We start from the raw sequence: 22,919 nt of genomic DNA, 5'->3' as shown, positions 1-22,919 counted from the left end.
TTGCGACTTAAGTGATTCAAAGCACGCTTCGATGGAAGGGTGGCGCAAGATGGGCCCCTCACCTCAATCCTCTCCCCGGAGGGGAGAGGAGGCGAACGCAGAAAAGCCGTCTCAAATAAGGCGTCGGAGTGTGTGCATGCTCGCATTTGACAACAATTACGCGCTATCCAAGCCAGAAAGACTGGCCGCCCGACTGCCGCCGCGAGTAGTATCCGGTTCAGCTGCAAGGGATCGGGGGAACGGCGGGGCAGGTATGCCCGCAGCCGGAAAGTCCATCCACGGTGTCGTACCGTCGTCCTGTTTGTGGCACGTATTTTCATACTTGACGATCGGTTGAGGGGATACATCCGATGGACATCGCCGAACTGCTTGCCTTCTCGGTGAAGAACAAGGCGTCCGACTTGCATTTGTCGGCGGGGCTGCCGCCGATGATCCGCGTGGATGGCGACGTGCGCCGCATCAACATCCCGGCGCTGGAACACAAACAGGTGCATTCGCTGATCTACGACATCATGTCGGACAAGCAGCGTCGCGATTACGAAGAATTCTTCGAGGTCGACTTCTCGTTCGAGATTCCCGGCCTGGCGCGCTTCCGCGTCAACGCCTTCAACCAGAACCGCGGCGCGGGTGCGGTGTTCCGTACCATTCCGTCCGAAGTGCTCACGCTAGACGACCTCGGTTGCCCGAAGATTTTCCGCGAGCTGATCGAACAGCCGCAGGGGCTGATCCTGGTCACCGGACCCACCGGTTCGGGTAAATCGACCACGCTGGCAGCGATGGTCGATCACATCAACAAAAACGAATACGGCCACATCCTCACCATCGAGGATCCGATCGAATTCGTGCACACCTCGCAGAAGTGTCTGGTCAACCAGCGCGAAGTGCATCGCGATACGCATGGCTTCAACGAAGCGCTGCGCTCGGCACTGCGCGAAGACCCGGACTTCATCCTGGTCGGCGAGTTGCGCGACCTTGAAACCATCCGCCTGGCGCTGACTGCCGCGGAAACGGGCCACTTGGTGTTCGGCACGCTGCACACCAGTTCGGCGGCCAAGACCATCGACCGCATCATCGACGTATTCCCGGCCGGCGAAAAGCCGATGGTGCGTTCGATGCTATCGGAGTCGCTACGCGCGGTGATCTCGCAGACGCTGCTGAAGAAGGTCGGCGGAGGCCGTATTGCGGCGCACGAGATCATGGTCGGCATTCCCGCCATCCGTAACTTGATCCGCGAGGACAAGGTGGCGCAGATGTATTCCTCGATCCAGACCGGCCAGCAGTACGGCATGCAGACGCTGGATCAGACGCTGCTCGACTTGGTGAAGCGCGGCGTGATCGCGCGTCAGCAGGCGATCGGTTATGCCAAGAACAAGGAAGTGTTCAAGTAAGACGGGAAGGGGGAGCGATCCCCAGTCCTGATGCCCGTCCCAGTGGGAGATCGCCATGAGCGAATTCGACTTCACCTCGTTTCTGAAACTGATGGTCCACAAAAAAGCGTCGGACCTGTTCATCACGGCCGGCGTGGCGCCCTCGATGAAGGTGCAGGGCCGCATCGTGCCGATCACGCAAAGTCCGTTGTCCGCGCAGCAGTCGCGCGACATGGTGATCAACGTGATGACGCCGGCACAGCGCGAGGAGTTCGAAAAGACGCACGAATGCCAGTTTGCGATTTCCGCGCAGGGCGTGGGTCGCTTCCGTGTGTCGTGCTTCTATCAGCGCAATTGCGTGGGCATGGTGCTGCGCCGGATCGACTCGAAAATTCCTACCATCGAAGAGCTGGGTCTGCCGCCGGTCATCAAGCAACTGGCGATGACCAAGCGCGGCATCATCATCTTCGTGGGTGCGACCGGTACCGGTAAGTCCACGTCGCTGGCGTCGATGGTTGGCTATCGCAACCAGAACTCGACCGGTCACATCATCACCATCGAAGATCCGATCGAATACGTACACAAACACGAAGGTTGCATCATCACCCAGCGTGAGTTGGGTATCGATACGGATACGTGGGAAAACGCGCTGAAGAACACGCTGCGTCAAGCTCCCGACGTCATCCTGATCGGTGAGGTGCGTACGCGCGAGACGATGGAATACGCGATCAACTTCGCCGAAACCGGTCACCTTTGTCTGTGCACGCTACACGCCAATAACGCTAACCAGGCGATCGACCGCATCTTGCACTTCTTCCCGGAAGATCGGCGCCAGCAGCTCTTCATGGACTTGTCGCTAAACCTCAAGGGCATCGTGGCGCAGCAGTTGATTCCCACGCCCGACGGCAAGGCACGTCGCGTGGCGATGGAAGTGATGCTGGGCACGCCGCTGGTGCAGGACTACATCCGCCAGGGCGAGATCCACAAGCTCAAAGAAGTCATGAAGGAATCCACCAACCTCGGCATGATGACCTTCGACCAAAGCCTGGTGACTCTCTACCAGGCCGGCGAGATCAGCTACGAGGATGCGCTGCGCCATGCCGACAGCTCCAACGAAGTGCGCCTGCGCATCAAGCTGTCGCAGGGTGGTGATGCGCATACGTTGTCGCAGGGATTGGAAGGCGTCGAGATCGAAGAAGATCGAAGCAACCAGAATGGTCTCGGCGGCGGCTTCCTGCATCGCTGATTCTGAGTTGTAGACGCATAACAAAAAGGAGCCGGTAGGCTCCTTTTTGTTGTCGCATATAACGAGCCGGATTACTTGAGCTCGGTATGCGTCAAGATCACCAGGCCTTGATCGTCCATGCGCACGTTGGCGCCGATGGCCTTGATATGCGCCGCTTCCGATTCCATCGCCGCGAACTGGGCCTTGGTAGTCGCTAGCGCAGCGGCCGCATTCTTCTGCTCGTCCTGGGCACCGGCATCATCGGGATTCGCAGCAGCAGCTATCGTCGCCGCGTTCTCGGCACGCTGTTCCAGCATGTGGATCCAATTGCCGTACATATCACCGTCGAGGTGCATGCGCATCAATTGGCCACTGTCGCCGCCGGGCTGCTTGAGCATGTCGGCGAGCTTGCTGTCTTCATCGGCACCGATGGCGACGCCGAGCGACTTGGCACCCATGGCAGCCCAACCCTGTTCACCGAGTGCGTTGGTGATCTGAGCGGGCAGGACGACTGGCTTGCCGTCGTCAGTGAGTTTCACACCCGCGATCAGCGGGCTGGTGACCTGTGCCATCGCCAGCAGACCTGCCGGATTATTGGTGCCGATCAACAGACGACCGGAAACCTTCGGCATGCCGCCGCCGGGGTTGGTCGTGTAGTTGTCCAGCACGACATGCAGTCCGAGCAGATCGCCGATGGGTGGCACAGCGGCCTTTTGCACGGTCTCGCCGAGGCTATTGAAGCTGTCGTTGAGGTTGGCGAGCATCGGGCAGGTGAATGGCTTGGCCGCCACCGCATCGGCTTGAGCGCCCCAGAAGGCGCGCAGCTGGGGCATCGGCAGGGCCAAGCTCAGCTCGAACGGTGCCGTGGGATCGCTGCCCAGACCAGGCAGTTCGATCTTGAGACCGTTGAAGGCGGTGGCGATGTCGCTGGCCAGCGACACGTCGAAACGCATGTCACGATGCTTGTCGTCGAGCGTGGTGTAGCCCACGCTCATCTGCGGCATGCGTGCGGCGATACGGTTCGCGTCGGCCTGACAGCTGGGCGGCACCTGCATAAGGTTCTGCACCGGTTCGCCGGTCTTGGCCGATTCGCTCTCGGCGCGAGCCTTCAGCAAGGCCTGCGACAGCGGATCCTGGCCCCCGCTTACCAGCGGCAGCAGGCGCGTGAAATCGACCAGGCCGACCGCCCAGGGTGCATAGCCCTTAGCCTTGGCCAGATCGGTCAGCCGGTCGGTGTCCTGCACGCTCTTGGCCGGGCGATCCAGGCCCAGCACCTGGCGCAGCATCGGCTGCGGGGCATCCTCGGGCAGCAACGCCAGCACAGCCTGCTTGCCCACCACGGCGATGATGACTTGCAGATGAGATGCGGTGGCTACGTAGCGCTGGTAGCTCTGCGTGCCAAGCGTGATCGCGTCAAATTTCTTGCCGTAGTCGTTCTGGATTTTCGCAACGAAGCTGCTGAAGGCCTTGGCGTCGGCAAGTTCAATGCGTAGCACGGGCGACAGGCCCGACCCATAGAACGCGGCACGGCCCTTGGGATCGATGCCGGTGTCCTGGACGACTTGTTCGGCCGTCTTGCCGTCAAATTCACCCGCGACGGTGCGCAGGTATTTCGCCATGTCCGGATCGTTGGCGGCCAGCTGATCGGCCTGTGTTTTCATCTGCGCCACCTGGGCCGGCATTTCGGCATCGACCTGGGCGAAGATCGCCTGGCGAGTGTCGTTGTCCAGCACATCGAGGTTGGCCAGCACATAGGGCGTATCCGCCGGCACGAAAGCCAGGGGGGCATCCTTGTCTTTGTGCGAGCAGGCGGCCAGCATCAAGCCGGACAGTGCCAGCGCCAGCACGCGCTTGGTCATACGCATAGTCGTTCCCTGGGGGTGTCGTGTTACTGCGGCATTATGCCCGCTTTGTTGCCATGCCGCTGCGCAGACGCCTATCTGGCTAGCATTTCGCCCAGTACGGCCATGCGCACGAAGACCCCGTTACCGACCTGCTCGAGGATGCGCGACTGCGGCCCGTCGGCGACCTCCGGAGCGATCTCGATACCGCGATTGATCGGGCCGGGGTGCATCACCAGACATCCTTTCGCGGCCTTGGCCAGGCGGCGGCTATCCAGGCCGTACTCGCGGAAATAAGCGCTTTCGTCCGGTAGGTCGGTGCTGGTCATGCGCTCCTTTTGCAGGCGGAGCATGATCGCGGCGTCGGCACCTTCGATCGCCTTGTCGAAATCGTCATAGAACTTGCAGCTGGGAAATTCGCTGGCATCGGGCATGAGCGAGGCTGGGCCGCACAGCCGGATTTCCCCGGCACCCAGTTTGGTCAGTGCGTGCACGTCCGAACGCGCGACGCGAGAGTGGCTCACGTCACCGCAGATCACGACCGTGAGCCTGCTGAAATCCGGCCGATGCTGGCGGATCGTCAGCACGTCGAGCAGCCCCTGAGTCGGATGCGCGCGATTGCCGTCGCCGGCGTTGATCACCGATACGCCACTCATCGCGTGGCGCACGAGTTCATCCGGCGTACCGGAAACTTTGTGGCGCACGATGATGGCATCCAGATGCATCGCTTCGAGCGTATGCAAGGTGTCGAACAATTCCTCGCCCTTGCTGGTGGAGGAGAAACCGATATCAAAATTGATGACGTCTGCACCCAGCCGCCGTGCTGCTAGTTCGAACGATGTACGCGTGCGCGTGGAAGGTTCAAAGAACAAGTTGAGTACGGTACGCCCGTTCAGCAGATCCAGCTTGCGTGTGCCATGTGCGCAGGCATCGCGCATGGTGATGGCGCGATCCAGCAATCGCTCGATGCATTCGCGCGAAAGATTTTCCAGCGTGGTGAGGTGGCGCAGGCGTGGGATCATGGTGACCGTCTTGGTTTTGTTATGCGATGCGTGGATGGGTGATTCATCAAGAGCTGGTCCCCTCATGCAACCAGCGTTCGAGAATGACGGCAGCTGCTTCGGCGTCGATCTGTGCAGCATCGCGGCGGCGCTTGAGGCCGGCAGCGCGTGCATCGGCGAAACGTTGCGCCGCCTCGCGTGAACTGTGGCGTTCGTCGACCAGCATGACCGGCACGCGATAGCGTTCGTGCAGGCGTTCGGCGAAGCGGCGCGCGCGTTGACTTGCGGCTTGTTCAGCGCCTTCTAGCGTGAGCGGCAGGCCGACCACGAGCGTGTCCGGCAACCATTCGCTGCGCAAGGCATCGAGAGCCGCCCAATCGGGATCGTCGTCGCGCATGGCGATGGTGGTAACGGCGCGGGCGCTTGCAGTGACACGATTGCCGACCGCGACGCCGATGAGTTTGCTGCCGACATCGAAGCCGAGCGCGCAACTCATGCGTGGCCCGCGTAGCCAGGCAGTTGCAGCGGATCGACGCCGACCAGCCCGGCCGCCGCGCTCCAGCGCTCCTCCAACGGCGTGTGGAACACCACGCGCTCGCTGGCCTCGACGGTGAGCCAGGTGTTGTCCTTGAGTTCCTGTTCCAGTTGCCCGGCACCCCAGCCTGCGTAGCCGAGCGCCATCAGAGCGAGGCGCGGGCCCTCACCGGCCGCCATCGCGACCAGGATGTCCCGCGAGGTAGTCACCGACCAATCGGCGTTGATGCGATAACTCGATTCCCAATGACCGTGTTCGCGATGCAAGACAAAGCCGCGCTCCTGTTGCACCGGGCCGCCGATCAGCACCGGCGCATCGGCCAATTCGGGATCGCTGCAACCCAACTTCATCTGCGCCAGCACATCGCCAAAGCGATATTCCGAAAGCTGGTTGACCAGCAGACCCACGGCGCCGTCCTCATCGTGCTGGCACAGAAAAGCGACGCCGCGCGAAAACGGCGGTTCGGCCAGACTAGGCATGGCGATCAGGAACTGTCCGGCGAGGGTCTGGGGCGTCTTGGCGTGCATGGGGGCATTGTAAGCGCAGCGGCTTGATTGCGTCTGCCGTGCGGGCGGCAGGCACGCTACGCTGAATGTTCAGGTAGACAGGTTATCGCCTTGTTATCTGCGCGTGACGCCGGTTCGCCAGAATGCTCAACGTGTCTTGAGCACGTCACCCGGCTGAAATTCCCAGGTGCGGGTGATGTAAAGAATGTCCACTTTTTCGCTCTTGTCCGGCGGCAACGCGGGGAACGGTGCGCACAAACGGACGATGGCTTCGGCAGCCTTGTCGATCACGGCGTACCCCGAGCTGTTCGTGACATCGATGCTGTTAACACTGCCGTCGCGATTCAGGCCTACGGTCAAAATCACGTCGCCGTGCACATTTTGTTCGCGGGCCTGCTCGGGGTAGTTCAGGTTGCCGACGCGCTCGATACGATCCACCCAGCCGCGCATATAAGCCGCGTATGTGTATTGCTTGGTGCTTGCCGAGATGTATTTCTTGTGCGGCCGTTTAGCGTAGGCCTGACTTTCTTTGCGTATCTCGGCGGCAAGCTGGGCCGCTGTTTGCTCGTTGTTTGCTTCGTCGGCGTTGGCGGCATCGGGTGTATCCCGTACGTCCTTGGCACTGTCGCTGTTGACGGCGAAGCTGGCACGGCCGGAGGTCGTCAGCATGCGCTGATCGGTTGCTTGCTGCGGAGCAGGTGTCGTAGCCGCCACGGGCTGGGGTGCGCTGCCCATGGTTGGCACGGGCAGTAGTCCCGAGAAGGGCTGCGAAGGTCGATTGGCTTTGTCGCTATCGCCACCGCCTTTGTTGTTGGCCTGGGCGAGAAAGTCCGCCTTGTCGGGCGCGTCGTTGTTCGCCACGTTGACCAGGGTCACATCCAGCGTGGGTAGGGCGGGGCGAGTGGCGACGTACGTGATGCCAATGCCGAACAGCAGCAGGCCGTGGACCAGCAACGAGAAGATGAAGGTGGCCCCGATCTTGTTATCGCCGGGGTGGCGGGCAACGGCATTCACGCAGGAGTTTTCTCGATCGCGTCGAACAGCAATCCGGCAATATTAAGCCCGAACTGATGGTCGAGTTCGCGCACGCAAGTCGGCGATGTGACGTTGATCTCGGTCAGGTAGTCGCCGATCACGTCCAGGCCAACGAAACGCAGGCCGCGCCGGCGCAGCTCAGGCGCTACTTCGGCGGCGATCCAGCGGTCGCGGTCGCTCAAGGGAATGCCTTCTCCACGACCGCCTGCCGCAAGATTGCCGCGAAATTCGTTGCCTTGCGGAATGCGAGCGAGTGCGTAGGGGACGGGTTCGCCATCGATCAGCAGGATGCGTTTGTCGCCGGCGCTGATCTGGGGAATGTATTTCTGGGCGATCGCGAACTGGCGTCCCTCGCCGTGGGAGTCGCCGCCGAGCAGGGTTTCCAGCATCGAGTTGAGGTTCTTGTCGCCGGATTGGACCCGGAAGATACCGCGCCCACCCATACCATCCAGGGGTTTGAGCACGGCGTCGCCATGCTCGGCCACGAATCGGCGCAATTCCGCCGGATCGCGCGCCACCAGTGTGGGGGCCATGCACTGGGGGAATTGCAGGGCGAAGACCTTTTCGTTGCAGTCGCGCAACGCCTGCGGGTCGTTGATGACCTGCACGCCATGCCGCTGGGCCGCTTCCAGCACCATGGTGTCGTAGATGAATTGGGCGTCGACGGGTGGATCCTTGCGCATCAGCACGATGTCCAGCTCGCGCAGATCGGTCCAGCGGCCCTCGCCGAGGGTGTACCAGCCGGCCGGGTCGTCCTTCACGGTCAGGGTGCGCAGGTGGCCCCAGGGGGCGCCGTCGCGCAAGGCCAGGTCGCCCTGTTCCATGTAATACAGGCGGTGGCCGCGGCGGGCGGCCTCCAGCAACATGGCGAAGCTGGTGTCTTTGGCAATCTTGATGGCGCCGATGGGGTCCATCAGCACGGCGACCGAGCGGGGCATCGTTGTCGTTTCCGAGGCGGGGGTGTGCATGTTGGCTGAGGTGGTCGTTACGCCACAAGGAGGGGGCGAAGCGCGCAGATGGGCTTGCCGAGCATCTTGATCTTCACATATGGCTTCGCGTTTCCAGTGGTAAGGGTTGCTGCCACAAGCGATTTTTCCTTGACGGAACGCCGTGCAGGCAGTAAACAGCAACGACGGACTGCCCTGACGAAGATCAGGCGCCGGAGAAGTGTTTGTGTAGGATTTTTTCATCCGCACTCGGTGGGGTCCCTGACCGCATCCGGGTGTCGTACCTGAGCCTGGGGCAGGCCGCAGGGGGGCTTAAGTGAACTTGAATGTAGGTACGAACGGCTTGGCCGGTCTGAAGGTCATGGTCATCGATGACTCCAAGACCATCCGCCGCACGGCGGAAACCTTGCTGAAGAAGGAAGGCTGCGACGTGCTGACCGCCGTCGACGGCTTCGAAGCGCTGGCCAAGATCTCTGACCAGAAGCCGTCGATCATTTTCGTGGACATCATGATGCCGCGACTCGACGGCTATCAGACCTGCGCGTTGATCAAGAACAATCCCCAATTCCGAGCGACGCCAGTCATCATGCTTAGCTCGAAAGACGGTTTGTTCGACAAAGCGCGAGGCCGCATCGTCGGCGCCGAGCAGTACCTCACCAAGCCGTTCACACGCGATGAACTGCTGGGTGCCATCCATCGCCATGTCAGTACGGTTTAAGACCAGTGACTACAAGCTCTAAAGGGGGAGCTGTGGCCAACATCCTCATCATTGACGATTCGCCGACCGACGTGCGCGTATTCACTACGCTGCTCGAGCGTGCGGGTCATCGCGTCGATGCCGTCAACAATGCTGAAGACGGCATCGAGCGCGTACGCGCCACCCAGCCTGATCTCGTGATCATGGACGTCATCATGCCTGGCATGAACGGGTTTCAGGCGACGCGCACCCTTACGCGCGACCCCGTAACCGCCGGCGTGCCGATCGTGATCATCACCACCAAGTCGATGGAAACCGATCGTGTTTGGGGTATGCGCCAGGGAGCGAAAGCCTTCATCACCAAACCGGTGAACGAGAAGGAACTTTTGGCATGTATCGACGAGCTGCTGCCGAGGGCGGCGTGAGGTGAGCATGAACGCGACAGCCGCCACCCCTCAGACACCCTTCGAGATTCTCGCCCGCTACGAGCGGCTTTCGCTGGCGCACGCTTCCGGTGGGCAAGAGCGAATGGAAGCTCCGGGCCTGTGGCGCGGTATCGGTTATCGCGCGGGCAATCGCCTGTTCGTCAGCGGCATCGAAGAGATCAACGAACTGTTGGCCGTACCGACGCTCACGCCGGTGCCCGGCACTAAGCCGTGGTTGCTGGGTGTGGCGAACGTGCGCGGCAACCTGGTGCCGGTGATCGATATGGCTCGTTTCCTGTTTAGCGAGCGCACTCAGCATTCCGAGCGTACCCGTTTGCTCGTGGTACGGCAGGGCAGCGGCAACGTGGCTTTGCTGGTGGACGAAGTGTTCGGGCAGCGCACGGTGGATGTGGAGCAGCGTCGCGGTGCCGAACCCGAAGACGATCCGCGGCTTGCCCGCTTCGTCGACGACCGCGTGGATGTGGACGGACAGCATTTGGCGCTGTTCAGCATGGGCAGATTGGTGCGCGCACCCGATTTTCGTCAGGCGGCCGCCTGATGGGTTGCGGCAGAATTTTTATGAACTGGCATGTGTTGCAGCTGGTGTGCAGTAGACGGATGAGGTGAAGATCATGAGCACTACAGGGGGCGTCGGCAGGGAACGGGGTTACACCATCCTCATTGTCCTGCTGGTGATTTCGATCGGCTTCGCGGCCATCGACTTCGTTCTACTCAACCTCAAGAACGGCGAGGACCGCCAGGCGATCTCGTTGACGACGCAGATCCAGGTGTTGTCGCAGCAGACGGCAAAGTACGCGCTGGAAGCGTCGGGCGGTAATCCCGACTCTTTCGCCGAACTTGAAAACGCGCGCGACACCATCGACTCGGCGGTGCAACGCCTGGTCAACGGCGACAGCAAGACGGGCATGAAGCCCTATGCCGACAAGAACGCGACCACGACGGGTCGTTCCGTCAGCAAACTGGCCGACGCGTGGAAATCGCTTGACGGCGACATCGGCAAGATTCTCTCCAACAAGGCGGTGGTGCTCGATTCGTCGCAGCGCGCCGATGATCTTTCCAAGCAGCTGCCGCTGCTGAACTCCAATATGGAGCAGGTGGTCAACATCCTGCAGCAGCGCAAGGGTACGAGCGCAGACGAAATGCTCGGCGCCTCGCGCCAGATGTTGCTGGCCACTCGTATTACCGGTCGTGTGCAGGAAGTGTTGCAGGGCGGCGAATCCGAACAGGCTTCAGCGGACGGTCTTTCGCGCGACGCCCAGGCCTACGGCGAAGTGCTGAAGGGTTTGCTGCAAGGCAACCAGGCCATGGGCGTGCAGCAGCTGGGCGACGCCAATGCACGCAAGATTCTTTCCGAAATGCAGGTCGAGTGGGACAAGCTCAACGACCCGGTATCGAAACTGGTCGCCGCGGCCAGCAATATCGCCGAAACGAAGAGCGCAGGTAACCAAGCCTCGCTGGATTCGTCCAACGTGCTGTTGCGTGCGAACGACGTGGCCGATCAGATCGGCCAGCTGCCGCTGCGCCGCCTCTTCCCGAACGTGGGTTGGGGTGTGGTCGGCGCCATCGGTGCCGTAGCTTTCGCCATCTTGCTGGTTATTCAGCTGGTGGGCGACCAGCGCCGCCGCTTCCGCGAGAGTACCGAACTCAACCAGCGTAACCAGGAGGCCATCATGCGCCTGCTGGACGAAATGGGTTCGCTCGCCGAAGGTGACTTGACCGTAAAAACCACGGTGTCGGAAGACATCACGGGCGCCATCGCCGACTCGGTGAACTACGCTATCGACGAGTTGCGCACCCTGGTGACCACCATCAACGAGACATCCGAACAGGTGTCTTCGTCGGCGCAGGAAACGCAGACCACCGCTCGCCATCTGGCCGATGCGGCGCAGAATCAGGCACACCGCATCAGCACGGCGACCACCGCGATCAACCAGATCGCCAGCTCGATGGACAACGTGTCGAAGAACTCCGCCGAGTCGGCCGATGTAGCCGAACGCTCGGTGCAAATCGCGTCGCACGGTGCCGAAGTGGTGCGAGAGACGATCTCCGGGATGGACTCCATCCGCGACCAGATCCAGGAAACGTCCAAGCGTATTAAGCGCCTGGGTGAATCCTCGCAAGAGATCGGCTCCATCGTGGAACTGATCAACGACATTGCCGAACAGACCAACATCCTCGCTTTGAACGCTGCCATTCAGGCGGCCTCCGCCGGCGAAGCAGGCCGAGGTTTCGCGGTGGTGGCGGACGAAGTGCAGCGCCTCGCGGAACGTTCCGCGAGCGCTACGAAGCGAATCGAAACGCTTGTGCAGACGATTCAGTCCGACACCAACGAAGCGGTGAACTCGATGGAGCAGACCACCGCCGAAGTGGTGGCCGGTGCACGCAAGGCGGAAGACGCCGGTAGCGCGCTGGGCGACATCGAACGCGTTTCGCACGATTTGTCCGCACTGATTCAGAACATCTCCACCGCCGCACGCCAGCAATCCATCGCTGCAACGGATATTTCACAATCCATGAACGCGATCCAGGAAATCACGTCGCAGACGTCGCAGGGCGCAAGCCAGACGGCGGAATCGATTGGTTACTTGGCACAGTTGGCAAGCGATTTGCGTCGTTCCGTGGCGCACTTCAAGTTGCCGGGTTGACATCGGGCCATAACAAGAGGGCAACCTCGACGGTTGCGTGATGCGCAAAAAGCGCAGCCGCTGAGGGGGGCGCATGAGACTTCAAGACCACATCGATTTCACAACCCTGCAATGGGTCAAGCCCGAGCTTGACGAGACGCTTGCGCTCGCACGTCAGGCGCTAGAGTCGTACGTCGACAATCCCGGCGAGCGCGATGTCATGCGCGCTTGTGCAGACAACTTGCACCAGGTGCAAGGCACGCTGCGCATGGTCGAGCTGTATGGCGCCGCGATGGTTGCCGAAGAGATGGAAACACTCTCCATCTCGCTGCTCGAAGACCATGTACGCCATCGCGAGGATGCCTATACCGCGCTGATGCGCGGCCTGGTGCAATTGCCCGATTACCTCGAGCGCCTGGCCAGCGGCCATCGCGACGTACCGGTCGTACTGTTGCCGTTGCTCAACGAACTGCGCGCCAGTCGCGATCAGGACGCGTTGAGCGAATCGGCCCTGTTCACTCCCAATCTCGATATCGCGCTTCCTGCGCATGCTCCCGCCGCGGCCAGCGCGGCGGATGCGCAGCGCCACCGGAGCGAAATCGCCGAGCTGCGCCTGCGTTTCCAGCAGCAGATGCTGGCCTGGTTCCGCGGACAGGGCGCTGCGCACCAACTCGCTGGTATGCGCAACACGCTCAACGCGATTGCCGCGCGTTGCGTTACCACGCCAGGCCGTCGCCTGTGGTGGATCGCCAGCGGAGTCATGGAAGGCCTCGATCAAGGCATGCTGAAAAATCATGCCGCGGAAATCCGCCAACTGATTGGCCGCGTCGACCGCAGCATCCGCCAGTTGATCGAACAGGGCGAGGAAAGCCTGCAGGGCGGCGATGCCGACGATCTGGCGCGCAAGCTGCTGTACATCGTGGCGCAGTCCAAGCAGCGCAGTCCGCAGATGGTGCAACTTGCGCAGACCTACAATCTCGACGGTCTGGTGCCTGACGCCAACGAGCTGGAGCACGCCCGCGGTTCGATGACCGGCCACAATCGGGCTTTGCTCGATTCCGTGGCGCGCGCGCTGAAGGACGATCTGCTGCGCGTGAAAGAAGCGCTGGATCTGTTCCTGCGTCAGGCCGACGCCGATCCGACGCATCTGAATGCACAAGCCGAAGTGCTTGAGCGTGTCGGCGATACGCTGGGCATGCTCGCGCTCAATGTGCCGCGCCGTGTCATTAACGAACAGCGCCGCGTCCTCGAGGAAATGGCAGGTCGCCTGCGCAGCCCCGACGAGGAATCGCTGCTGGATGTCGCCGGTGCGCTGCTGTACGTCGAAGCGTCGCTCGATGATCACATCGAAAGCCTTGGTGCAGAGAGCGAGTCGGTCGAAGAGCAACCCACCAGCATGCTGCCGCGCAGCGAGGCGCGCCACATTCTCGCCACGCTGATGAGCGAGGCCGTCGCCAATGCCGGCAAGGTCAAGAATGGCATTGTTGCGTTTGTGGAATCGGGCTGGCATCACGATCAGCTGAGCGGCATGCCTGCCCTCATGGACGAAGTGGCCGGCGCGATGCGCATGCTTTCTTCGCCACGCCCGGCGCTGATCGCCGAAGGCGTAGGCCGTTTCATCGGCAACGAACTGTGTGTGGATCAACGCGTGCCCAGCAGCGCGCAGATGGATCAGCTCGCCGACGCCTTGGCAGCGCTGGAGTATTACCTCGAGGCCGCCCGCGAACATCGCGGCGGGCTCGAACACATCCTGGACGTCGCCGAACACAGCCTGGGCGGACTGGGCTATTGGCCGCCACCGCAGGCCAAGGAAATGCCGGAGCCTGTGGCGGAAACGCACACCGAAGCACCTGCGCTGGCGTTGAACGAATCCGTCAGCCTGGCTTACGGCGACGATGCGAGCGAGCTGTTTATCGGCAGCAGCGAGACACCGTCGCCATTGGCGCACGATCTGACCGGTCTGCATCTGGTCGAGACCGAAACCGGTCTGGGCAGTGCGTCGTCCGACGAAGGCGGCGACTGGATCGAGGTCGAGGAAGAAATCGAGGAACAGGTTTCCGCCGCCGATCCGCTGGCAGCCGGTGCCGGTTTCCAGGTAAGTACCGAAGGCATCGACGACGATATCCGCGAGATCTTCCTGGAAGAAATGCAGGAAGAGATCAACAGCCTGCGCCATGCGCAGCAGGTTTGGATGGCCGATCCGAGCCATATCGGCGAACTCACGTCGATCCGGCGTTCCTTCCACACCCTGAAGGGTTCGGGTCGCCTGGTCGGCGCCAGCACGCTGGGCGAATTCTCCTGGCGCGTGGAGAACATGCTCAACCGCGTGCTGGACGGCACCATCCAGCCGCACGAAGGTGTACAGGCCGTGGTCGGTCACGCCATCGACGCCTTGCCGCAGCTGTTGTCGATGCTGAAGGACGGCACGGTGCCGAACGCGCCGCTCAGCGCGATCATGCATGCCGCCGATCAGCTAGCCGCCGGCGAGCAAGCCAGCATCGAACAGTTCGCGTCCGGCGCTACCGAGACCGTACGCCGTGTGGTGCGCCGTCGCGTCCCGCGCGTGGACGCGGTGATCGACGCCATCCCGTCAGCGGCGCACACCGATGCATCCGTCGCGGCAACGCAATCTGTCGACGAACCAAAGGTCGCGTCGTTCGCCGAAGCGATTTACACGCCGGTGTTGCCGCCGGTGGATCCCGTGCTGCTGGAAATCCTGCGCAGCGAAGTCGCCCAGTACCTGCAGACTATTCGCAACGCAGTGGACTTCTCCGACGGCGAATTGCCGGTTGACGATGGCCTGCTGCGCGCTGTGCATACCTTGCACGGCGCCATTGCGATGGTCGACATCCCGCTGTTGATCCATCTGCTGTCGCCGCTGGAAAGCCTGCTCAAGCGTCTGCGCGCCGCCGGTCAGCCGCTGTCCAGCGAGGGCGTTCGCCTGCTGCGTCAGAGTGCGGATGTCGTCGACGAAGTGATGGCGCAATTCGATACCGATCATCCGCAGTTGCCGGATGCTTCCGCTCTCATCGCACGCCTTGACGAACTGCGCGACCACCAGCCCGAACCGCAGATGGCGCACGTGGTGTTCGAACCGCTCGACGTCGAGCCGGAACATCTCGAAGCCGCTCCGGCGGTCGAAGAGGAAGCGCCTGTCATCGTCGCCGATGCTGCGGAACCCGCTGCCGCTACCGACGACTACACCGCCGAGCTGCTCGCCGCACTTGCCGAGCACGAGACGGGTGAGCCGGCCGATGTAGCGCCCGTGGTTCACGAAGGCCATGCATCCAGTACCGAAGACGAAGAGTTCGCCGCGCTGCTCGCCAGCCTCGAAGCGCTGGAGCCCGAACAGCCGGCTCCTGCCGCAGCGACGCCTGTCGAAACCGTAGCGCTGGTCGAGCACCACGTCGAGCCGGATGTCGAGCAGGTTGCTGCCAACGAACCGATCGAACCGGTTGCGCAGATTCCGCACGAAGAGGAACCCGTCGCCGAGATCGAGGCTACTCACGAAGCGGTCGAAGCTGTTCCGGCCGGCGAGCTGATGAGTTTCGGTCACATCGATCCCGACTTGCTGGAAATCTTCAGCGAAGAAGCTCGCGAGATTCTCGACGACGCCGACGGTGTGCTGGCTCAGTGGCACGCCGAGCCGACCGAAGTCGCGCATATGGCAGGACTGCTACGCGCCCTGCATACCCTGAAGGGTGGCGCGCGCATCGCCGGTCTCACGCCGGTGGGCGATCTCAGCCATGCCATCGAAACCTTGCTCGAACGCTCGCACGGTATCGACCCGCAACGCACCGGTCCGCTGATCGGCACGCTCGAAGCCGCCTTCGACCAGATGCACGGCCTCGTGCAGCGAGTGTCGCAGGGCAAAGCGATCGCTTATCCGCAGGCGATGATCGACCGCTTGCTGGGTGGTGAGGAGAGTAAACACGCCGCCGCTGCCGAGCCTGCAGCCCAGGCGCCCGTGTCGCCGCCGATGCCCGACGTGGATCTGCCCTCGCTGCTTCCTGACGAAGAGTCGCATCCGGAAGAGGTGGGTCGCACCGCGCAAGAGCAGATCCGCGTACGCGCAGACCTGCTCGACAACCTCGTCAACAACGCCGGCGAAGTGGCGATCTACCGTTCGCGTCTGGAGCAGCAGGTCTCCGCCTACCGCTTCAACCTGGTCGAACTGGAACAGACCGTCGCACGTCTCCGCGGCCAGCTGCGCATGCTGGAAATCGAAACCGAAGCGCAGATCATCGCGCGCTTCCAGCGCGAGCACCGCGAAGCCGGCATCGGCGTGTTCGATCCGCTCGAGCTCGACCGCTTCTCGCAGTTGCAGCAGTACTCACGTGCACTGGCCGAATCGGTATCGGACTTGGTGTCGATTCAGAACATGCTGGACGAACTCACTCGCCAGGCGGAAACGCTGCTGATTCAGCAGTCGCGCGTGAGTTCGGAACTGCAGGAAGGTCTGCTTCGCACACGCATGCTGCCGTTCGACACCATGGTGCCGAACCTGCGCCGTACCTTGCGTCAGGCGGCTCAGGAAGAAGGCAAGAGCGCCCAGCTGTATGTGGAAGGCGCGCATGGCGAGATGGACCGCAACTTGCTCGACCGTATCAAAGCTCCGTTCGAGCACATGCTGCGCAACGCAGTGGCACACGGTATCGAATCTCCGGCAGAACGTCGCAAGGCGAAGAAGTCGGAAGAGGGGGCGGTGCGCATCCGCGTGGCACGCGAAGCCACCGAAGTGGTGGTGCGCGTCAGCGACGATGGCCGCGGACTGGACCGTGAGGCGATCCGCAAGCGCGCCATCGAACGTGGCCTGGTGCGTCCGGAAACCCGACTCAGCGACGACCAATTGCTAGCGCTGATCACTCAGACTGGCTTCTCCACTGCCAGTACCGTTACCCAGCTCGCCGGTCGCGGCGTGGGTATGGACGTGGTGGCCAACGAGATCAAGTTGCTGGGTGGTTCGCTGGCTATCGAATCGCGTCAGGGTGAAGGCACGACCTTCGTGCTGCGCCTGCCGTTTACCCTCGCGGTGACGCAGGCGATCATCGTGCGCATCGGCGAATCCAACTTCGCCATTCCGATGACGTCGGTGCAGGGCGTGGCCCGCATAAGTCCGGAGGAATTGGCGCAGCGGATGGCCGAGGACAACCCGCAGTTCGACTACAACGGCGAAGACTACGGTATCCACGACCTGGCCGAGTTACTCGGCTTGACCGCCGCCCACCTCGGCGACGAGGAGCAGCTGCCGCTGCTGCTGACCCGCGCCGGCGAATTGCGCGCCGCGATCCGCATCGATGCCGTGATCGGCTCGCGCGAAATCGTAGTGAAGTCGGTCGGCCCACAGGTGAGTTCGGTACCGGGCATTCTCGGCGCCACCATCATGGGCGATGGCTCGGTGCTGGTGATTCTCGATCTGGCACCGCTGGTACGTCACGGCCTCAGCCGCCGCGAGCAGCGCCTGGCCGAAGGTCTCGACTACGCGACTACCGCACCGATCGTCGAAGACGTGAATACGCGACCACTGGTCATGGTGGTCGACGATTCGATCACCATGCGCAAGGTCACCGGCCGCGTGCTCGAGCGCCATGAATACGATGTGGAAACCGCCAAAGACGGCCTCGATGCGCTCGAGAAACTGCACGAGCGCGTGCCGGACTTGATGCTGCTCGACATCGAAATGCCGCGCATGGACGGTTACGAGCTGGCGATACAGATGAAGGCCGATCCACGTTTCCGCCACGTACCGATCATCATGATCACGTCGCGTACGGGTGAAAAGCATCGTCAGCGCGCATTCGATATCGGCGTCGAGCGTTACCTCGGCAAGCCGTATCAGGAAGCGGAATTGCTGGCCCAGATCTCCGAAGTTCTTGAGCAACGTACCCAGGAGCCGGTGAATGAGTGAGAAGATCACCGCGGTAGCGTTGTTCTTCGATGATGCTGAGTTGGGTAGTCATCTGCGCACGGCACTCTCCGAGTGCGGTGCGAAGATCGCGTATGAAGGCCCGCTAGGCAGTTTCGACGAAGCCAAGCTGCGCAAGGCGGGCGTCGATGTGTTGGTGGTCAATCTCGATGACGCCGTTGACGACGTCACGCTTGACCGTATCTACGGATTGATCGAATCCGGCAAGACGCCCGTCGTGTTCAACGATGCCCAGGCCAGCCGTGGTCTTGACGGCTGGGATCGCGCGCGCTGGGCGCGTCATCTGGTGGCCAAGGCGCTCAACGCGGATACCATCGATCCACCGCGCCCCGACCATGCGCGGGAAGTCGAAGTCGATGCGTCGGCTGCATCCTTCGCCGAAACGGCACAACACGCGGAGCCTGAGCTAGCGGAGGAGTCCGCACAGGCATTAGTACCCGACCCGATCGAAGACATACCGCTGGTGCACGACGATTCGGCGCCGGATACGGAAACGCTGGCCGCCGAGCTGGAAGCCCTGCTTGCTTCCGACGATTCAGTCGACAGCCCCGACGAAGCGTTCGGCTCCGGCCTGAAATACAACGCCGGCGATGAACTACCGCCGCTGCACGATGGCGACTTCGGCCAGCAGCTTGCGGCGGCACACGACGCCTTGATCGAGTCGGCATCGCCGCCGGCGCCGGTGCGTAAGGAAAGTCCGGCTTTCCATGCCAATCTGGACCACCTTTCGCTGTCCTCGTTCGACGATGAAGTCATCACGCCGCCTGTGTTGGAAAAAGCAACGCTTGCCCAGCAAACGCCTGCGCCGACCGCACCGGAATGGAGCTTCGTCGAGGACGATGACTTCGCCGCTCCTCCAGTCGACAAGATGGCGGAGCAGAATTTTGGTATCGAGAAAGTCAGCGCCGCCGACTATCTGGCGCCTGACGTTGAACACCTGGACGGCCATGCGCTGTCGATCGAACCCGGGATCAGTCTTGAGCTAGTGTCGATCGAGGACGCGATTGCTCCTCAGCAAACCTACGAACCGCAGGAAACGCACCTGCATGAACTGAACACCGCTTTTGCGCGCTTGCTCGTGTTGGGCGCAGCGCGCGATAGCCAGAGCTCGCTGTCCGCTTTTTTGGCGGGATTACCAGGCGATCTCAAGCTTCCAATCCTGTTGACTCAGCATCAGAGCAACGATTCGGTAGAGCAATTGGCCCAATCGCTGGCGAAGCAAAGCGCGTTGCCGGTGAAAGTGGCGGTTGCCGGCATGCGCGCACGCGCGGGCGAGATCGTGCTGGTGCCGCGCGGGCAGCAGGTGCGCATCCTGCGCGACGGGCGCGTGGAGCTCGTCGCCGCCAACGAGGATGCAAACGAACAAGCGCCATCCATCGATAGCAGTTTCACGATGGCGGCAAACGTGTTTGGGCGCGACGCGCTAGCGATCGTATTTGCGGGCAAGGCCACTGATGCGGTGGCGGGTGCGCAGGCGATCCATGATCGCGGCGGGCAGGTCTGGGTGGAGTCGTCGTCCGGCGATCACTTCGCAGACATGGTGCATGGCGTGCTAGCCGAGCGGCTAGCCAGTTTTTCCGGTTCGCCGCAGGAGCTTGCGGTGCGCCTGGTCGAGGACTTCCGATGAGCGAACAGCCACTACCCCGTGAAATCCGTTGCGTGTTGGTGCCGGTAGGCGATCTGCGCCTGTTGCTACCCAATGCGACGGTGGCCGAAGTGATTACGCTGACCACCCCCGAGCCGATCGCCGGCGCACCCGAGTGGCTGCTCGGCCGGATCGCGTGGCGCGGCTGGCGCGTGCCCCTGGTCTCGTTCACCAAGCTAGCCGGTGCGCAGGAAGGCGATTCTGATCTAAGTGTGCGCGTGGCAGTGCTCAAAGCGCTCGGCGGCAATGCCGAATTGCCGTTCGTGGCAGTGGTGACGCAGGGCTTCCCGCGCCTGACCACGCTCAATGCCGAACTGATCATTCCCACCCACGATGGCAAGCCGCTGCCGCGCGGTGTCAAGGCGCAGGTGTTGGTGCGCGACGACGTGGCGATGATTCCGGATCTCGAAAGCATCGAGAACGAAGTCAACGAGTTGCTGCAACAGGCGAGCTAGGCATCTCCGTGCAGTGCTTGCAGGGCCGCTAGCGCCGCTAGTCCCGCGGTTTCCGTGCGCAGAATTCGCGGGCCAAGCCGCAAGCCCTGGAAACCTGCTGCCTGCAAGGCGGCCACATCGCGATCGCCCAGCCCGCCTTCCGGGCCGATCACCAACAATCCACCGGCTTCGCTAAAGCGCAATTCACGTGCTCGCAGCGTCCCTTCCGGCAGCAGCGCGAGGCGTTGCGCGCCGTCGTCAGCCAGGCTATCCAGCCACCCTTGCAGCGATTGGGCGGGCGTCACCTCAGGCACGCGGACACGGCCGCTCTGTTCGCAGGCACTGGCCGCTACCGCTCGCCAGTGCAGTAGGCGTTTCTCCGCCCGTGCCGGGTCGAGCTTTACCTCGGATCGCTCGGCAAACAGCGGTACGATCCGGGCGACGCCCAGTTCAGTGGCTTTTTGTACGATCAGATCCATCTTCTCGCCGCGCGCCACTCCCTGCGCCAGCGTGAGTCGCAGCGGCGATTCATTTTCCACCGGCTCACGGTCGTCGATACGCAGCGTGACGTCTCGTTTGCCGATCGCCACAAGCGTGGCGGCATAGTCGTAGCCGTCGCCGTTGAAGACGGTAAGCACGTCGCCTGGATTCATGCGCAGCACGCGCGCCACATGCTCGGCGGCCTGCGGTGGCAGCGCCAGTTCAGTGGCTAGGGCTAGCGGCTGATCGACGTGGATGCGAGTAGTGCGCATACAGGCTCGAATTAACAAGTAGACCGCGCAGCATACAACTTGCCCCGTCCGGCTGTTCATTCATCTGAACACGTAAGGCCGTCTGAGTGGCCGGCTCTTGCGGCGGTCCAAACCCCGTATCAGCATGGCTACTGACCCACAGCGTGCTCGCCGCCCCCGCTTTGCGAGCAGGAGGTTGCCATGTCCCGATTTGTTTCCTTCGCCGCCTTGTTGGCCGCGGGTTTCGCCGCAGCGGCATTTGCCGCTCCGCAAAACACACCGACCCCTAACCAGCAGGCTGCGTCATCCACCGCGGCAAAGCAATCGCCGATCAAGCCCGGCGACCGCAATTGCATACGCGATACGGGTAGTTTGATCCCGGCTAAGAAAGGTGAATGTTTGCCGGTCGCTGGTCGTTCCTACACCAAGCATGATCTCGATAACACCGGTGAACGGACCCTTGGGCCGGCGCTGGAGAAGCTCGATCCGAGCATTACCGTTCGTGGTGGCGGTCGCTGAGCCTCAGGTTTCAACCGTTAGCCCTTCTCCCAAAGAAGAAGGGCCTTTTATGCGTCACTGCGCCACTGCACGAGCCATACCTTCGATCGCGACATCGACCAGATGATCGATGTCGCTCTCGCTGACCACATACGGCGGCATGAAGTAGACGATGTCGCCTAACGGGCGCAGCAGCGCGCCGCGTTCCAGACCATGCATGTAGACACGTAGACCGCGGCGCTCCTGAGCTGCGAATGGGCGGCGTGTCGCCTTATCCGCGACCAGCTCTACCGCGGCGATCATGCCTAGCTGGCGCACGTCGGCGACGTGGGGATGATCGCGCAGCGGCGCGAGCCGTCGCGCGAGATGGGCTGATAATGCGCGATTGCGTTCGAGCACCGGTTCGTCGCGGAAGATCGCCAGCGTTTCCAGCGCCGCGCGGCATGCCAGTGGATTGCCGGTGTAGCTGTGCGAATGCAAGAAGGCTTTGCCCGCGTTGTATTCGGCGTAGAACGCCTCGTAAATATGCTGGGTCGTCAGCACGACCGAAAGTGGTAGCGTACCGCCGGTCAATCCCTTGGAAAGGCACATGAAATCGGGCGCGATAGCTGCCTGCTCGCAGGCAAACAGGGTGCCGGTGCGGCCAAAGCCTACGGCGATCTCATCGGCAATAAAGTGCACGTTGTAGCGATCGCACAGTGCGCGCAAACCGCTGAGATAGCTCGGGTGATACATGCGCATGCCACCTGCGCATTGCACCAGCGGTTCCACGATCACGGCACAGGTTTCATGCGCGTGCTGTTCGAGCAACACGCGCATAGCTTCCAGGCGACGCGCCGCCGTCTGTTCCGCCGATTCGCCCAACTCACCTTCATAAGCATCGGGCGATGGCGCAAGAATCGGCGTAAGCAACAAGGGCGCATACGTCTTGCGATAGAGCGCCACATCGCTGACCGACAAAGCACCAAGCGTCTCGCCGTGGTAACTGCCGGTCAACGCGATAAAACGCGTCTTTTCACCTTGGCCCTGGTTAAGCCAATAGTGAAAGCTCATTTTAAGCGCTACTTCGATAGCGGCCGAGCCGTTATCGGCGAAGAACACTTTCTCCAACCCCGCTGGAGTGATGCGCACCAGCTGCTCGGCCAGTTCGATGGCTGGCGGATGAGTGAAGCCCGCGAAGATAACGTGTTCCAGTCTCTTGGCCTGATCGGCTAGTGCAGCGGCGATGCGCGGATTCGCGTGGCCGAACAGGTTGGTCCACCATGAGCTGATACCGTCGAGATAGCGCTTTCCGTTAGCGTCGATCAGCCACGGACCTTCGCCACGGACGATAGGCACCATCGGCACGTGTTCGTGGTCGCGCATCTGGGTGCAGGGGTGCCAGATATGCTGGAGATCGCGCCGGGCAAGGGCGGTGTTGGCGTCGGGGGTGTGGGTCATCCGGCTATCATCGGGGCAGTG

18 protein-coding genes are annotated in these 22,919 nt (G+C 62.1%); 10 read left to right on the top strand and 8 right to left on the bottom strand.

From position 1 onward, the window contains the following. Positions 1-350 precede the first annotated feature (350 nt). Both QQL64_RS10290 and QQL64_RS10285 read left to right on the top strand, forming a co-directional pair. Positions 351-1,388 carry a type IV pilus twitching motility protein PilT gene (locus tag QQL64_RS10290; RefSeq protein WP_284398938.1) on the top strand — a complete coding sequence of 346 codons (1,038 nt, stop codon included), beginning with the start codon at positions 351-353 and terminating at the stop codon, positions 1,386-1,388. A 55-nt stretch (positions 1,389-1,443) separates the two neighbouring features. Then, positions 1,444-2,613, top strand: a complete 1,170-nt coding sequence (locus tag QQL64_RS10285; RefSeq protein ID WP_284398937.1) for a PilT/PilU family type 4a pilus ATPase — start codon at positions 1,444-1,446, stop codon at positions 2,611-2,613. A gap of 71 nt (positions 2,614-2,684) precedes the next feature. On the opposite strand, the gene QQL64_RS10280 is transcribed toward QQL64_RS10285, so the two are convergent. From QQL64_RS10280 to gshB, 6 genes are all read right to left on the bottom strand, one after another. After that, the gene (locus tag QQL64_RS10280) at positions 2,685-4,457 is read right to left on the bottom strand and encodes a hypothetical protein (protein ID WP_284398935.1); all 1,773 of its coding nucleotides are present in this window, start codon (positions 4,455-4,457) and stop codon (positions 2,685-2,687) included. Positions 4,458-4,528: 71 nt separating this feature from the next. Next, entirely contained in the window at positions 4,529-5,455 is a 927-nt protein-coding gene (locus QQL64_RS10275; RefSeq protein WP_284398933.1) for an aspartate carbamoyltransferase catalytic subunit, read from the bottom strand. A gap of 46 nt (positions 5,456-5,501) precedes the next feature. Then, positions 5,502-5,930 carry a Holliday junction resolvase RuvX gene (ruvX, locus tag QQL64_RS10270; protein WP_284398930.1) on the bottom strand — a complete coding sequence of 143 codons (429 nt, stop codon included), beginning with the start codon at positions 5,928-5,930 and terminating at the stop codon, positions 5,502-5,504. Next, the gene (locus QQL64_RS10265) at positions 5,927-6,496 is read right to left on the bottom strand and encodes a YqgE/AlgH family protein (RefSeq protein WP_284398927.1); all 570 of its coding nucleotides are present in this window, start codon (positions 6,494-6,496) and stop codon (positions 5,927-5,929) included. Before QQL64_RS10265 ends, ruvX begins: the two co-directional genes overlap by 4 nt. A gap of 126 nt (positions 6,497-6,622) precedes the next feature. Beyond that, a complete protein-coding gene (locus QQL64_RS10260) occupies positions 6,623-7,489 on the bottom strand; it encodes a cell envelope integrity TolA family protein (RefSeq protein ID WP_284398924.1) in 867 nt (288 codons plus the stop codon). Next, positions 7,486-8,448: a glutathione synthase gene (gene gshB, locus QQL64_RS10255; protein WP_284398922.1), complete on the bottom strand. Its 963-nt coding sequence runs from the start codon at positions 8,446-8,448 to the stop codon at positions 7,486-7,488. The genes QQL64_RS10260 and gshB overlap by 4 nt, the downstream gene beginning before the upstream one ends. 370 nt (positions 8,449-8,818) lie before the next feature. On the opposite strand from gshB, the gene pilG reads away from it, so the two are divergent. From pilG to QQL64_RS10220, 7 genes are all read left to right on the top strand, one after another. Beyond that, positions 8,819-9,175, top strand: coding sequence for a twitching motility response regulator PilG (gene pilG, locus QQL64_RS10250; protein ID WP_115477719.1), 357 nt, complete (start codon positions 8,819-8,821; stop codon positions 9,173-9,175). A gap of 32 nt (positions 9,176-9,207) precedes the next feature. Continuing rightward, complete coding sequence (locus tag QQL64_RS10245; RefSeq protein WP_284398918.1) at positions 9,208-9,579, top strand: response regulator; 372 nt, start codon at positions 9,208-9,210, stop codon at positions 9,577-9,579. A gap of 7 nt (positions 9,580-9,586) precedes the next feature. Then, positions 9,587-10,138, top strand: a complete 552-nt coding sequence (locus QQL64_RS10240) for a chemotaxis protein CheW (RefSeq protein ID WP_284398916.1) — start codon at positions 9,587-9,589, stop codon at positions 10,136-10,138. Positions 10,139-10,211: 73 nt separating this feature from the next. Beyond that, positions 10,212-12,245: a methyl-accepting chemotaxis protein gene (locus QQL64_RS10235; protein ID WP_284398913.1), complete on the top strand. Its 2,034-nt coding sequence runs from the start codon at positions 10,212-10,214 to the stop codon at positions 12,243-12,245. Between the two features lie 73 nt (positions 12,246-12,318). Continuing rightward, positions 12,319-18,132 carry an Hpt domain-containing protein gene (locus QQL64_RS10230; RefSeq protein ID WP_284398910.1) on the top strand — a complete coding sequence of 1,938 codons (5,814 nt, stop codon included), beginning with the start codon at positions 12,319-12,321 and terminating at the stop codon, positions 18,130-18,132. Beyond that, entirely contained in the window at positions 18,125-19,777 is a 1,653-nt protein-coding gene (locus tag QQL64_RS10225; protein WP_284398908.1) for a chemotaxis protein CheB, read from the top strand. Before QQL64_RS10230 ends, QQL64_RS10225 begins: the two co-directional genes overlap by 8 nt. After that, positions 19,774-20,250: a chemotaxis protein CheW gene (locus QQL64_RS10220; RefSeq protein WP_284398906.1), complete on the top strand. Its 477-nt coding sequence runs from the start codon at positions 19,774-19,776 to the stop codon at positions 20,248-20,250. Before QQL64_RS10225 ends, QQL64_RS10220 begins: the two co-directional genes overlap by 4 nt. On the opposite strand, the gene QQL64_RS10215 is transcribed toward QQL64_RS10220, so the two are convergent. Next, on the bottom strand, positions 20,247-20,981 hold the full coding sequence (locus QQL64_RS10215; protein ID WP_284398903.1) for a 16S rRNA (uracil(1498)-N(3))-methyltransferase: 735 nt from the start codon (positions 20,979-20,981) through the stop codon (positions 20,247-20,249). The genes QQL64_RS10220 and QQL64_RS10215 overlap by 4 nt on opposite strands. A 180-nt stretch (positions 20,982-21,161) precedes the next feature. On the opposite strand from QQL64_RS10215, the gene QQL64_RS10210 reads away from it, so the two are divergent. Then, positions 21,162-21,479: a hypothetical protein gene (locus tag QQL64_RS10210; protein ID WP_284398900.1), complete on the top strand. Its 318-nt coding sequence runs from the start codon at positions 21,162-21,164 to the stop codon at positions 21,477-21,479. A gap of 54 nt (positions 21,480-21,533) precedes the next feature. On the opposite strand, the gene QQL64_RS10205 is transcribed toward QQL64_RS10210, so the two are convergent. Continuing rightward, on the bottom strand, positions 21,534-22,898 hold the full coding sequence (locus QQL64_RS10205) for an adenosylmethionine--8-amino-7-oxononanoate transaminase (RefSeq protein ID WP_284398897.1): 1,365 nt from the start codon (positions 22,896-22,898) through the stop codon (positions 21,534-21,536). Positions 22,899-22,919 lie beyond the last annotated feature (21 nt).

It is taken from the genome of Dyella lipolytica, from assembly GCF_030160075.1.
GTDB classification, from domain to species: Bacteria; Pseudomonadota; Gammaproteobacteria; order Xanthomonadales; family Rhodanobacteraceae; genus Dyella_B; species Dyella_B lipolytica.
This window is presented reverse-complemented; position numbering and strand designations above follow the sequence as displayed.